Raw genomic sequence first — 12,599 nt, forward strand, 5'->3', positions numbered from 1 at the left:
CTCGGACTCTACGTGGCGTGCGGGCCGGGCCCCTTGCGCAGTCGGCGGGCCCCGAGCAGGAGTCCGCCGCCACCGGCCACGGCGGCCGCGGCGCCGGCCCCGTACGCCCAACCCGCCGGGGTGCGGCCGGTGTCGGCCAGCGCTCCGGCCTCGCCGCTCTCCGCGTCCGGGCCCTGGATCTCGAACCGGTAGCCGCCCGCCTCGCCGATCCAGTCGCCGTCGTCGCCCTTGCGCTGGACCAGCGCGGCGTCGGCGACGGCTTCGCCGCGCGGGGCGCCGGAGGCGAAGGCGAGCCGCACGGTGACGGTCACGGAACCGCCGGGGCCGACGGTGAAGCCGGAGAAGGCGTCACCTCCGTCGAAGACGGCGACGATCTCGTCCCGGTCGGTGCGCTCCAGGCTGACGGGGAGGGCGTGGGCGGCTGCGCCGGAGCCGGCCGCGCCGGGGGCGTCGAACTCCATCCGGAAATGGGCGGGCCGCAGGGCGTGGGCCTGGTCGGTGAAGACCACGACGGGGTGGATGGCGGTGCACTCGGTCGTCGTGGTGTTGGTCAGATCGAGGTACCAGCTCTGCGCCTCGCCGCCGGTCCGGTACACGGCCGGTCCACCGCGGATCCGGGCCCCGATGGGGAACTGCGTGCTCTTCCCGTCCCCGCAGGTGGCCTCCACCCGCGAAGGCAGCGCGGGCGCGGGCCGGGCTCCGCCGCCGTTGCCGATGTCCGCGGACGCGGTGGTGGCGTTCGCGGCGGCGGCCAGGAAGACGGCTGCTGCCAGGGCAAGGGCTTTGCGCAGTCGCATGAAGAACCCCTACTCGCCGACGCCAGAACAACCACAACCGAACGACCCACCAAACGATTGCCACACAACCCGACAATCACCCCGGCCTTGCCCCGCACCCTCCCACGCACGCCCGACCCCATGTCCAGCACCACGCCCAACATCACCCCATTTCCCCCCATTCGGCGGACATCAACCGGGAGCACCCTCCAGGGTCCGGACTCGGGGCCACATCCAGCCTCGCCGGCGTTTGAGGCGCGGGTCCGGGCAGCGCCCGGGGAACGGTGGAAGGGTGGGTAGGGGACTCCGCCCCGCAGGGCCACCCCGCACGCACCCCCCGGGGCCGGGCCGGGGGCCGGGGCCGGGCCGAGGCAAGGGCCGGGGCCAAGGGGCCGGGCCCCCTACTCCCCGCGCCCGAACAACGGGCCGAGCACCAGCTCCGCCGCCCCCTCCGCCACACCCCCTTCCGCAAGCCCAACCCCCACCGCACCCCCCACAAACGCCCGCGCCCCCAAAACCCCCCGCACGCCCGCCAGGAACACGCCCGGCGCAGCCGCCACCACGCGCCCCCCGAGCACCACCCGGTCCACATCCAGCAGCGCGACCAGGTTCGCCGCCGCCTCCCCCACGATCCGCGCCGCTTCCTCCAGCCGGCCCCCCGCCACCGCGTCCAGGCACAGCACCTCCGCGCACCCGCGCCCCCCGCACCGGCAGGCCGGCCCGTCCAGCTGCAGCACCTGGTGCCCGAACTCCCCCGCCGCCGAGCGCCGCCCCCGGTAGACCTCTCCGCTGCCGGCCAGCCGGAGCCCCGCCCCCAGTCCGGTGCCGACGTGCACGTACGCCACGGCCTCCCCGGAAGCGGCCCCGCCGAAGGCGACCCCCGCGTTGGTGTCCTTGTCCACCCGCACGGGAACCCCCAACCGCCCCTCCAGCACCTCCCGCAACGGGAACCCCTCCCATTCCGGGAACCCCGTCACCCGCCCCAGCACCCCGGTCCGCCAGTCCAGCGGCCCCGGCGCGGCCACGCCGACGCCGAGGAGCGGCCGGTCCGCGCCGGGGTCACCGCACACCCGCGCGACCGCCCGTACGGCCTCCTCGACCACCGCCTCCGGACCGGCACCGAAGTCCAGCGGGACGCGCCCGTCGGCGACGACGCGGCCCGCCAGGTCGACCCGTACCGCCGTGAGCTCGTCGCGGTCCAGGTGCAGCCCTACCGCGTACCGCGCCTCCGGCACCAGCCGCAGCAGCGTGCGCGGTTTGCCGCCCGTGGACGCCTCGCGTCCGGCATCGGCCACCAGCCCCTCGTCCCGGAGCCGCGCCGCGATCTTGCTGACCGCCTGCGGAGTGAGACCCGTACGCGCGGCGAGGTCACCGCGGCCGAGGCCGGCGGGGCCGGCTCCGCGCAGGAGGTCCAGTACGAGCGCGTCGTTGTGCCCGCGCAGCACCGGAAGATTCACGCCGCCACCCGTACCGCCCGTACGACCCCTGCCACCCCTGCTGTCCACCTGCCCATTGTCCACCCTCCTTGCACTTAGGCAACAGTGTTGCCAAAGTAGAACCATGAACGCCCCCACCCCCTCCTCCCCCCTCCGCGTCGGACTCGTCGGCTACGGCCTGGCCGGTTCCGTCTTCCACGCCCCGCTCGTCTCCGCGACCGAGGGCCTGGTCCTCGACACCGTCGTCACCTCCGACCCGGGCCGTGCCGCCCAGGCCCGCGAGGCCTACCCGGACGTCCGGATCGCCGCCACCGCCGCCGAGCTGCTCGCCCAGAGCCCCGCCCCCGACCTGATCGTCATCGCCTCCCCGAACAAGACGCACGTCCCGCTCGCCACGGCCGCCCTCACGGCCGGCATCCCGGTGGTCGTGGACAAGCCGCTCGCCGCCACCGCCGCCGAGGCCCGCGAGCTGGCCGCGCTCGCCGAGCGGACCGGGACCTTCCTGTCGGTCTTCCAGAACCGCCGCTGGGACAACGACTTCCTCACCCTGCGCCGCCTCCTCGCCGACGGCGAGCTGGGCGAGGTGCAGCGCTTCGAGTCCCGCTTCGAGCGCTGGCGCCCGCAGCTCAAGGGCGGCTGGCGGGAGTCCGGCGCCCCGGAGGAGATCGGCGGTCTGCTGTACGACCTCGGCAGCCACGTGGTGGACCAGGCGCTGGTGCTGTTCGGCCCTGCCGTACGGGTCTACGCGGAGACCGACGTGCGCCGCCCGGGCGCCGAGGCGGACGACGACACCTTCATCGCCCTCACCCACGCGAGCGGGGTCCGCTCCCACCTCTACGTCAGCGCGACCACGGCCCAGCTGGGCCCGCGCTTCCGCGTACTGGGCTCCCGCGCGGGCTACGTCAAGTACGGCCTCGACCCCCAGGAAGGCGCACTGCGCGAAGGCCTGCGCCCCGGCGACCCCGACCACGCCTGGGGCGAGGAGCCCGAACACCTGTGGGGCCGGCTGGGCTCCGGGGAGTCGCCGCTGACCGGCGGGGGCACGCAGGTCAAGACGGCACCGGGCGACTACCCGGCGTACTACGCGGCCGTGGCGGCGGCCCTGCACGACGGCGGCCCGGCCCCCGTCACGGCCCTGGAAGCGGCGCGCTGCCTGGACGTACTGGAGGCGGCCCGCAGGTCGTCGAGGGACGGGGTGTCCGTGGACCTGTGATCCATCGTGTCCGATCCGCAATCAGAACCGGGCCGGGGCGGTGCGGAATGACTCTATGGTTTGCATAAGTAAAAGATCATCGCACGTGTAATGAATGGTGCCTTTGTGAAGCTGCCCCGTCTCGCGTCGGCCATCGCCGTCGCCGCGATAGCCCCGGCCGTCCTGTTCTCCTCTCCGGCGCTCGCCGCCGATTCCCCGTCACCCGCCGCTCCCCCGGCGCCTTCCGCGCCGGACTCCGTACCGGGTTCCGGGGACCAGGGCGCGCAGGAGGACGAGGGACAGGACAACGGACAGGACGACGGGCAGGAGGCGAAGGACCGCAAGAAGATCGAGGAGATCCTGGCGGATCCGGCATCCGGCCCCGGTGTGCGGGAGGCCGCCGAGAAGGCGCTCAAGGGAACGGCCGGGGACATGCGGCACTTCCTGGAGGTCGTCTGGGCGGAACAGACGCACGCGGACAACCGGGTGAGGGTCGCCCAGATCCACCACGCCGGTGGCGTCGCCGTGAAGCGCGAGGCCGAGAAGGCCCTCCGGGACGGGACTCCGGCCGTGATCGCGGAGTTCCTCAGGGAGGGGCAGCACGTGGCCCGCCTGGAGGACGACACCTTCGCGATGCTGCAGATGCTGAACGGCGCGGGCCGGGGCATCACGGAGCGGGTCAACCACCTGCTCAGCCACGGGACCCGGGAGGAGATCCGCGCCTTCGTCGAGACGGAGCAGCACGCCATCCGCGCGGTCGACGACCGGGTCGCGATCTTCAGCATGCTGAGCGAGGCGGGTCCGATCCTGAAGGAGGCGATCCAGACCTTCCTGCGCAGCAACCCGACCCCCGCGCAGCTGCGGGAGTTCGTCACGACCACGCAGCACGTGCACCGCGACAACGACAACCGGGTCCTCATCACCCAGATCGCGAGCGTGGGCGGCCCCGAGGTGGTGAAGGCCGCGCGGGCTGCGCTGAACGGTACGCCCGAGGACCGCGTCGAGTTCCTCAAGACCGGCCAGCACGTGGCACGGGAGAAGGACAAGGCCGCCGAGGAAGCCGGAAAGCCCGACGACGGCAAGGGCGAGGACGAGAACGAGGGCTCGGGTTCGGGCTCGGGCTCGGGCTCGGGCTCGGGCGGCGGCAAGGACGAGGGCGGCACGCCGGGCACCGACGACAAGGGCACGGGCACCGGTAACCGGCCGGTCCCGGCGGGCGGGAACTCCGGCAACCTCGCGACCACGGGTGCGGGCGCGGAGAACGCCTGGATCGCGGGCGGAGCCGCCACCGCGTTCGCCGCGGGCGCCGGTCTCCTGATCGCCGGCCGGCGCCGCCGGGAGTCGGCCGGGGGCTGACGGGAAGAACGGGAAAGGGGCGGCGCCGTCTTCCGACGGCACCGCCCCTCCTCTTGAGCTACACGGCTACGCGGCTACGTGGCTACGCGGCTCCGTGCCTATGCGTCCTTGAACTCCTGGCGCTGGCGGCCGAGCCCGTCGATCTCCAGCTCCACCACGTCGCCCGCCCGCAGGAACGGCTTCGGCTCCGGCTGGCCCGCGGCCACACCGGCCGGGGTGCCGGTGACGATGACGTCGCCCGGGTACAGGGTCATGAACTGGCTCACGTACCGCACGACCTCGCCGACCGGGAAGATCTGGTCGGACGTGTTGCCGTCCTGCTTGAGCTCACCGTTGACCCAGAGCTTGACGTCCAGCACCTGCGGGTCCGGGATCTCGTCCGCGGTGACCAGCCAGGGGCCGAGCGGGGTGAAGGTCTCGCAGTTCTTGCCCTTGTCCCAGGTGCCGCCGCGCTCGTTCTGGAACGCGCGCTCGGTCACATCGTTGACCAGCACGTACCCGCCGACGTGCGCGAGGCCCTCCTCGGGGGAGGCCAGGTAGCGGGCGGTGGCACCGATGACGACGCCGAGCTCGGCTTCCCAGTCGGTCTTGACGCTGGTGCGCGGGATCAGCACGGTGTCGTCGGGGCCGACCACGGTGTCCGGGGCCTTGAGGAACACGATCGGCTCGGCCGGCGCCTCGGCGCCCACCTCGGCCGCGTGCCCGTGGTAGTTCAGGCCGATGCCCACGACCTTGCCTATGCGGCCGACGGCGGACCCGATCCGCAGACCCTCGGCGTCCAGCACCGGGAGCTCACCGGATCCGGCCGCGTCCCGTACTCGGGACAGCACGGAGTCGTCGGCGAGCAGCGCGCCGTCCACATCCGTGATCAGGCCGGACAGGTCCCGCAGGGTCCCGTCCTGGTCGAGCAGCGCGGGGCGCTCCGACCCGACGGGTCCTACACGCAGCAGCTTCATGGGCATTCTCCCGTGGTCGAGGGTGGTCGGCCCATGGGCATGCCCCGGGCCGGACGATGGGTTGCGGCCATCGGAGGATTGGTCGATCCTCCAAGATGTCGGCCTCATCCGCAAGACCCTGTTCACATGGCGGAACGCTCTGCTCCGCTGACCGCCCCCTCCGCGCGCTCCGCCCGGTCCTTCCGGTACTGGAGCCAGGCGCGCTCGGCGACCGACCACGCGGTGGTCGTGACCAGGTACAGCCCGGCCGCCAGCGGCACCAGGGCGGCCGTGATCAGCGTCCCGAAGGAGAGCAGGGGCAGTACGCCGCCCACCTTGCGCATGAGCTCCTGCTGCTCGGCGGTCAAGCTGGCGACTGCCCCGGCTCCACCGGCCCCCGAGTGCTTGGCCCCACCGGCCTTGGCACCACCGGTCTTGGCCCCACCGGCCTTGGCCCCACCGGCCACGATCCCGGCCGACTTGGCCCCGCCCGGCTTGGCGATCCCTCCCCCGGCCCCGCCTGCGGCAGCCATCACCGCCGCCGCCTTGCGTCCGCGCGCCGCACTCCACGCGGCCACCACCGCGACGACCGCGAACAGCCCGAGGAACACGAGCCCCCGCTCGCCGAAGAGGCCGCCCTCCCCGAGCGCCTCGCCCCACCGGTCCCCGAGCGGCGCGGCGAACAGCCGGTGGCCGAGCAGCTCGTTGGCGGTCCCGCCGATCTCCGCCGAGGAGAACGCCCGGTACATCAGGAAGAACACCGGCAGCTGGAGCAGCACCGGCAGGATGCCCGCCACCGGGGTCGCCCCGCGGAAGGCGGCCCGGCTCAGGGGGTGCAGCGCGAGCCGCACGAGCACGGTGAACAGCACGATCGCGGCAGCGGTCGCGGACTCGGCCAGCACCGGCTCCAGGAGCCGGCCCAGCACAGCAACAAGATCGATGAAAACGGACACGTGGGCCCTCCGAAGGGACTCGTCGAACGTCGAAAGAGATGCGTTTCGGCGTGACGACCCGCGAGGGGCGGCAAGGTGTGGCGATCAGAAGCGATCGGGAGGAAGGAGCTGCGCGCCCCTACGCGGCCGTCGGAAGGGAACGGCCGGGCGCCCTGGGCCGCGACCGGCCCGAAGCGTCGGGATCGCGCTGCGGCAGGAACGCCGTGCGCTGCTCGCGATCACGGATCGCGGTACGTATGCGGTGCGGCGGCACAGGCCGGACCAGCCGGGCGGCCAGCACCGAGGCACCCACGGCGAAGGTCGCCGCGAGGACCACCACGACCGCGCCGAGCCCGCCCTCCCCGGCGAACAGCCCGAGGAAGCCTCCGAGCACCAGGAGCGAGGCCAGCAGCGCCACCAGTCGCGCGGACGGCGCCGCGGACCGGAACCGCACGGGGCGAAGCCCGCTGTGCTCTGCCATGCGAACCGCCCCCTCCCGCTGCTCCCGCGCACGAACTCCCGTAAGAGATCCGCCACTCGCGCTGCCCCGTACGCGTACGCATGCTCGTACTCGTACTCGCGATCGATACTAACCGCGTGCACTGACAACGGACGGGATCTCGTTTTCATCCCCGGCCCCGGGCAGCGGATCGCGCGCCAGCACCTCCTCGTCCGGTCGGGGGTCCCCCGCCCCGCTCCGCGCCCCCTCCCGCGGGCCGAGCCAGGTCACCGTCAGCGCGACCGCCAGGTTCACCGCGAGGGCGACCATGCCCGCGTTCACGCCCCACACCGGGTCGTGGCCCGTGAAGACCAGCCCGCAGACCACCGCGACCCCCGCGGCCAGCCCGCACACCGCGGCCTCCGTAGTGAGCCTGCGCCACACCAGACCCAGCAGCAGCATCGGCACCAGTTGCGCCATGCCCTCGTAGGACACGAGGGAGAGCCTGACCAGCGTGTTCGGCGCCGTGTACGTCATCACCAGCGCGATCGTCCCGGCCGCCACCACGACCACCTGCGAGGCGAGCTTCTGCCGCTCGCCCGAGCTCCAGCGCGGCCGGAGCGAGAGCACGCTGCGCCCCCACATCGTGCCGATGACCAGCATGAACACCGCCATCGGCACGATCGACGACAGCGCCGCCGCCACCCCGATCACCCCCACCGCCCACGCCGGCAGGGAGTCCACGACCAGCTTGAACAGCGCGAGGTTGGACTCGGCACCCGTCAGCCCCGGTACGACGAACAGCGCCGCCATCCCCAGCAGCATCGGCACGAAGAGCAGCACGTTGTACGCGGGCAGCAGGATGGCGTTGCGGCGCAGCGCGTCGGCGCTCCGCGCGCCCAGGTACCCCGCCACGGTGGTCGGGAAGATGACGACGGTCAGCGCGTTCAGCACGGTGGTCGAGGCGAACCACCCCACCCCCAGCTCGCCCCTGCCGCCCTCGCCGCTCCCGGCGCCGGGGAGCGTCAGCCACTGCGGGCGTTCGGCCGTGAGCCGGTCGAAGAGCTCGCCGTAGCCGCCGAAGTAGTGCAGGGGCACGTAGACGGCGAGGAACCCCAGAGTGCCGATGACCAGCACGTCCTTCAGTACGGAGACCCACGCACTGCCGCGCAGTCCACTCACCACGACGAAGCCGGTAGTGACGGCGAAGGCGATGAAGTAGGCCCACTCCAGGGACACCGCCCCGTAGGTGACCGTCGAGACCACCACACCCATTCCGGTGATCTGGAGCTGGATGTAGGGGAGCAGGAAGACGGTCGCGAGCACCGCGACCGCGGCGCCGAGCCAGGGGCGCCCGTACCGGTGGCTCACCATGTCGGTGATGCCGACGAGGCCGTGGCGGCGCGCGTAGTCCCACAGCACGGGCCCGACGACGTAACCGACCGCGTAGCCGCAGGACATGTACGCGACCACGTACATCACGGGGGCTCCGTAGTTGTAGCCCCAGCCGGCCGCGCCGAGGTAACTGAAGCTCGTGTACCCCTCGCCCGCCATCAGGACCCAGATGAACACGGTGCCGAGCGAGCGCCCGCCCACCGACCACTCGGCGAGCCCGCCGCCGCCCCCGCCGCGCCCGCGCACCGCGAGCAGCCCGAGCGCGACGGTGGCCACCATGAACACGCCGAAGACGGTGGTCGCGACGGCCGCCTGGCTCATCGGTGATCACCGCGCCAGGTCAGCCAGACCGCGAGCGGGGTCAGCAGGGTCGCCCCGATGAACCAGAGGAGCAGGAACGGTACGCCGCCCAGCGCCGGCTCCACCCGGTTCGCGAGCGGCAGCGCTCCGACGAACAAGACGAACGGCACGGCAAGCCACACCAACTGCGGACGTTTCACCCTTTTCCGAAGCACCGCCCCACCCTACGGTCCACCGGCCCGCCCACACGTCAGCGCTTGAGGGTCCCCCACACCACGAGCCGGTACTTGGAGCTGTACTCGGGCGTGCAGGTGGTCAGCGTGATGTACGCGCCGGGCTCGCTGTACCCGGCCCCCGGCGTGACGGCGCTGCGCGGGACGGGCGCGATCACCCCGGTGTCGTGCTCGGTCGTCTGCGCCAGCGTCTGCCCGACCAGGTACACGTACCGCTTGCCCCGCACGTCCACGATCAGCTCGTCCCCGGCCCTGAGCCGGTTGATGTAACGGAAGGGCTCCCCGTGCGTGTTGCGGTGTCCGGCGAGCGCGAAGTTCCCCTCGGCCCCGGGCTGCGCGGTCCCGGTGTAGTGCCCGGCGTACCCCTTGTCCAGCACGGACCGCTTGTCCACGCCCTGCGCGACGGGCACGGCGACGCCGAGGCGCGGAATGCGCAGGATGCCGTACGCGGACTCCCGCGGCGGCGGCTTGGCTGTGCGCGGCCCGGAGTTCCCCCCGGATGCACCGCCCGAGGACCCGCCGCCGTCCGCCCCGTCGGAATCCCCGACAGCCGGCTCCCCTTCCCCCTCGGCCTCCCCCACCCCCTCCGTCCCGGAGAAGGAGGCGCGGGGTGCACCCTCCTCCAGCTCTCTCACCACCTCGTGCGCGGCACTCAGCGCCTGCCGGTTGGTCCACCACACCTGGTGCACCACCAGCAGCATCACCACCACGCCTACGGTGACGGCGAGTTCACCGGCCGCCCAGAGCACCCCCGCGAGACCGACCCGGCGCGCACGCCACGCCCACCGGCCCTTGCCCTGGCCCTTCCCCTGCACCACGACCCGCACGCGATCTCGCACGGGCGGCACCCTAAGTCCTCCCCCCTCAACTGACCAGCAGCAGTACGCTGCAAACCATGCGCCCCGACACGCCTGCCGAGCACATCGCCGAAGCCGAGCGCCTCATCCGCACGGCGACCCGCTACCCCGAGGACCAGGAGCCGTTGCTCCTCCAGGCCGCGGCCCACCTCGAACTGGCCGACGAACGCGAGCGGGCGAGCGCCCTCTACGACCAACTCCTGGCCGCGGACACGACGGACGACCCGTCCCTCATCAAGGCCCTCCAGGCCGCCAACCTCTGGGAGTACGGCCACGAGCCCGAGGCCCGCGCCCTCATCCAGGGCATCCGCGCCGCGGCCCCCTCGGACCCCGCCCCTTGGGAGGTCATCGCCGAGGCCCTGGAGGCCCACGACGAACTCGAGGCCTCCCACGAGTGCTTCACGGAGGCGGCCACCCTCCTGGCCCCGGACAACACCCCCCTCACCCCGGCCACGACCGCGCTCCTCACGGGCCGCCACCGCGTACGCCGCCTCCTCGGACTCCCCCACGACGACTGGGACATGGTCGCGGACACCCGCCACATCGGCCCGATCCCGCTGGACGAACTCCACGACCCCAAGCGCATCTGGGCCCTCGGCTCCGACGACCCCGCCGAACTCCGCGCCGAGATCGCCCGCCTGCGCGCCGAACTCGGCGACCGCCGCGCGGCGCTCTCCCGCCCGTTCCCGGTGGCGATCCTCCACTGGCCGGCCCGCGAACTGGCAGAACTCCTCACGTCGTACCCCACCCTGTCCGCGGAGTACCCCTCCCACGACGCCCACCTGGCCCAGGTCGAAGCCTCCCTCCGCACCCTGGCCGCCTCGGGCACCACGAACCTCGGCATCGTCACGGCGAGCGTCCCGTCATACGAAGCCTTCGCGGCTTCAGAAAAAACCTCCCCGTCCTCCCCGTCCCTCCTGGCGGAATACGCCACCACCCTGGCCGCCCGAGGCAAGGCCACCCCCTGGCCCCCGACCCCGACAACCACCTGCTGGTGCACATCGGGGCGTCCTTACGGGGAGTGCCACGGAGCCAGCTCAAGGTGATCCCTTCAGGCACCCGCGCGTATCGCATCCTGGACAGTGACATCATTGGACTGCCCGCAGAGCGTGCTATGCATTAGCGTCAACGGATATCCGGCGATATGGAGTGGAAGATCCTCCACAGCCGGATACATCCACCCCTGCGCTCTGAGGTCTGCAGTCCATATGCCCTATTCACCCTCCGGCGACTGGCAGTTCGACATACCCACGCTGGGCAGCAAACAGCTTCCGCCAGCTGCCCGCTACCTCGAATCGCTAGCCCATCAGGGATACGGCTTCGAGGCCGCCATCGCCGACCTCGTGGACAACTCGATCGACGCGGGCGCCTGCAACGTCGTCATCAGTTTTCTGCGCGACGGCGACCGGCTCGTCAGCCTGCTGGTCATCGATGACGGCCACGGAATGGACGACGGCGCCCTCGACGTCGCAATGACCGTAGGAGGCCGGGAGGACTACGCTGACGGGGCTCTGGGCCACTTCGGTGCCGGCCTGAAGGCTGCCTCACTCTCGCATGCCGGTTCCCTGACGGTCATCAGTCGTACCAAGCGCAGCCCCGCCACCGGACGGCGCTGGCTGACTGCTCAGGCTCAGCAGGATTTCAGCTGCGACATCGTGGAACCGAGGTACTGCCAGGATCTGGTCGACCGCTATGACGGGGTCATCGGATGGCACGGCACCATCGTCCGCTGGGACAACGTCCGCGCTTTTGACACGGTGCTTTCCGGCCAGAGCGACCGGTTCCTCAACGAACAGATCGAGAAATTGGAGACCCATCTCGGTCTCTACCTACACAGGTTCCTGGCTCGAGACGGGTTCCACATAGACCTCGTCGTGCAGGACGTTCGCACGAAAGAGGAACTCGATCACCGGGGAGTGGAGCCGATCGATCCCTTCGGCTACCGGGTTCCGGGGCGAGCGGGCTACCCACGGGTGTATACGGCTCCCATTGAGGGAGTCGGTGACGTCGCTCTCCAGGCGCACGTCTGGCCGCCCCGGTCCCAGCTCGTGTCGTTTCGGGGTATCGGGCCACTGGCGGACCGGCAGGGCTTCTACATCTACCGCAATGATCGTCTGGTCCAGGCCGGCGGCTGGAACGGCATCCGCAGTGCGGAGACCCATCACAGCCTGGCCCGGATCTCGCTGGATCTCCCCTCGTCACCGAACGGCGTGTTCAGCCTGACCGTGAAGAAGGACGGGGTCAGCGCCACGCCGGCCTTTGCTCGCGGCATCGAGAAGGCCTATGACGCGAACGGGCATTCCTTTGCGGCGTACGTAGCGGAAGCTGAGGCCGTGTACCGCGAGGCCGCCCGGCGTTCCACTGAAGTGCAGCGCTCAAGTGCCGTCCCTCCGGGTAAGGGAATCGACCCCAAGCTCAAGCGCACCCTCCGGGACGAGCTGCCGCAGCTCGAGGGCGAGGACCCGATCACGTTCCGCTGGGAACCGCTCCCGCCGGACGTCTTCTTCTGCATCGACCGCGAGGAACACATCGTCAGGCTCAACAAGGAGTTCCGCTCAGCCTTCAACAATGGTCGGCGAGCAGGAGCGAACGATGCTCCGGCCCTGAAAGGCCTGCTGTACCTCATGCTCGAAAAGAACTTCCGGATGGGCAGGTCAAGCGCCCAGCGCACGGACGAGATGGCCTTGTGGAACAGCGTGCTGTTGTCTGCCGCACGTTGTGAAATGTCTCGCGGACTGGAGCTGTAGC

General features: G+C 71.8%; 12 protein-coding genes. 4 read left to right on the forward strand and 8 right to left on the reverse strand.

The window, feature by feature from the left end; all coding sequences use genetic code 11:
- Positions 1-8 precede the first annotated feature (8 nt).
- Entirely contained in the window at positions 9-797 is a 789-nt protein-coding gene (locus tag ACFRU2_RS25805) for a hypothetical protein (RefSeq protein ID WP_382976147.1), read from the reverse strand.
- Positions 798-1,177: 380 nt separating this feature from the next.
- Positions 1,178-2,233: an ROK family protein gene (locus ACFRU2_RS25810; protein WP_382976150.1), complete on the reverse strand. Its 1,056-nt coding sequence runs from the start codon at positions 2,231-2,233 to the stop codon at positions 1,178-1,180.
- A gap of 103 nt (positions 2,234-2,336) precedes the next feature.
- On the opposite strand from ACFRU2_RS25810, the gene ACFRU2_RS25815 reads away from it, so the two are divergent.
- Positions 2,337-3,425, forward strand: a complete 1,089-nt coding sequence (locus ACFRU2_RS25815; protein WP_382976152.1) for a Gfo/Idh/MocA family oxidoreductase — start codon at positions 2,337-2,339, stop codon at positions 3,423-3,425.
- A gap of 105 nt (positions 3,426-3,530) precedes the next feature.
- On the forward strand, positions 3,531-4,760 hold the full coding sequence (locus tag ACFRU2_RS25820) for an ALF repeat-containing protein (protein ID WP_382976154.1): 1,230 nt from the start codon (positions 3,531-3,533) through the stop codon (positions 4,758-4,760).
- 98 nt (positions 4,761-4,858) lie between these two features.
- Here the strand turns inward: ACFRU2_RS25820 and ACFRU2_RS25825 are convergent, their stop codons facing one another.
- From ACFRU2_RS25825 to ACFRU2_RS25850, 6 genes are all read right to left on the reverse strand, one after another.
- Positions 4,859-5,716, reverse strand: a complete 858-nt coding sequence (locus ACFRU2_RS25825; RefSeq protein ID WP_382976156.1) for a fumarylacetoacetate hydrolase family protein — start codon at positions 5,714-5,716, stop codon at positions 4,859-4,861.
- Between the two features lie 122 nt (positions 5,717-5,838).
- Positions 5,839-6,648, reverse strand: coding sequence for a hypothetical protein (locus ACFRU2_RS25830; protein WP_382976158.1), 810 nt, complete (start codon positions 6,646-6,648; stop codon positions 5,839-5,841).
- Between the two features lie 118 nt (positions 6,649-6,766).
- Positions 6,767-7,108: a DUF6412 domain-containing protein gene (locus tag ACFRU2_RS25835; RefSeq protein ID WP_382976159.1), complete on the reverse strand. Its 342-nt coding sequence runs from the start codon at positions 7,106-7,108 to the stop codon at positions 6,767-6,769.
- A gap of 108 nt (positions 7,109-7,216) precedes the next feature.
- On the reverse strand, positions 7,217-8,782 hold the full coding sequence (locus tag ACFRU2_RS25840; RefSeq protein ID WP_382976162.1) for a sodium:solute symporter: 1,566 nt from the start codon (positions 8,780-8,782) through the stop codon (positions 7,217-7,219).
- Positions 8,779-8,931, reverse strand: a complete 153-nt coding sequence (locus ACFRU2_RS25845; RefSeq protein WP_382976165.1) for a DUF3311 domain-containing protein — start codon at positions 8,929-8,931, stop codon at positions 8,779-8,781. The genes ACFRU2_RS25840 and ACFRU2_RS25845 overlap by 4 nt, the downstream gene beginning before the upstream one ends.
- An 80-nt stretch (positions 8,932-9,011) precedes the next feature.
- Complete coding sequence (locus ACFRU2_RS25850; RefSeq protein ID WP_382976168.1) at positions 9,012-9,833, reverse strand: class E sortase; 822 nt, start codon at positions 9,831-9,833, stop codon at positions 9,012-9,014.
- Between the two features lie 56 nt (positions 9,834-9,889).
- On the opposite strand from ACFRU2_RS25850, the gene ACFRU2_RS25855 reads away from it, so the two are divergent.
- Both ACFRU2_RS25855 and ACFRU2_RS25860 read left to right on the forward strand, forming a co-directional pair.
- The gene (locus tag ACFRU2_RS25855; protein WP_382976171.1) at positions 9,890-10,897 is read left to right on the forward strand and encodes an SEC-C metal-binding domain-containing protein; all 1,008 of its coding nucleotides are present in this window, start codon (positions 9,890-9,892) and stop codon (positions 10,895-10,897) included.
- A gap of 162 nt (positions 10,898-11,059) precedes the next feature.
- Positions 11,060-12,598 carry an ATP-binding protein gene (locus ACFRU2_RS25860; protein WP_382976174.1) on the forward strand — a complete coding sequence of 513 codons (1,539 nt, stop codon included), beginning with the start codon at positions 11,060-11,062 and terminating at the stop codon, positions 12,596-12,598.
- Position 12,599: the final 1 nt, after the last annotated feature.

It is taken from the genome of Streptomyces sp. NPDC056883, assembly GCF_042788835.1.
Lineage (GTDB): Bacteria > Actinomycetota > Actinomycetes > Streptomycetales > Streptomycetaceae > Streptomyces > Streptomyces stoeckheimensis.

Excerpts from the sequence above, each read along its gene's own strand:
- ACFRU2_RS25805 (WP_382976147.1), bottom strand. The coding sequence starts at position 797 with ATGCGACTGCGCAAAGCCCTTGCCCTGGCAGCAGCCGTCTTCCTGGCC.
- ACFRU2_RS25815 (WP_382976152.1), top strand. The coding sequence starts at position 2,337 with ATGAACGCCCCCACCCCCTCCTCCCCCCTCCGCGTCGGACTCGTCGGC.
- ACFRU2_RS25825 (WP_382976156.1), bottom strand. The coding sequence starts at position 5,716 with ATGAAGCTGCTGCGTGTAGGACCCGTCGGGTCGGAGCGCCCCGCGCTG.
- ACFRU2_RS25835 (WP_382976159.1), bottom strand. The coding sequence starts at position 7,108 with ATGGCAGAGCACAGCGGGCTTCGCCCCGTGCGGTTCCGGTCCGCGGCG.
- ACFRU2_RS25840 (WP_382976162.1), bottom strand. The coding sequence starts at position 8,782 with ATGAGCCAGGCGGCCGTCGCGACCACCGTCTTCGGCGTGTTCATGGTG.
- ACFRU2_RS25855 (WP_382976171.1), top strand. The coding sequence starts at position 9,890 with ATGCGCCCCGACACGCCTGCCGAGCACATCGCCGAAGCCGAGCGCCTC.
- ACFRU2_RS25860 (WP_382976174.1), top strand. The coding sequence starts at position 11,060 with ATGCCCTATTCACCCTCCGGCGACTGGCAGTTCGACATACCCACGCTG.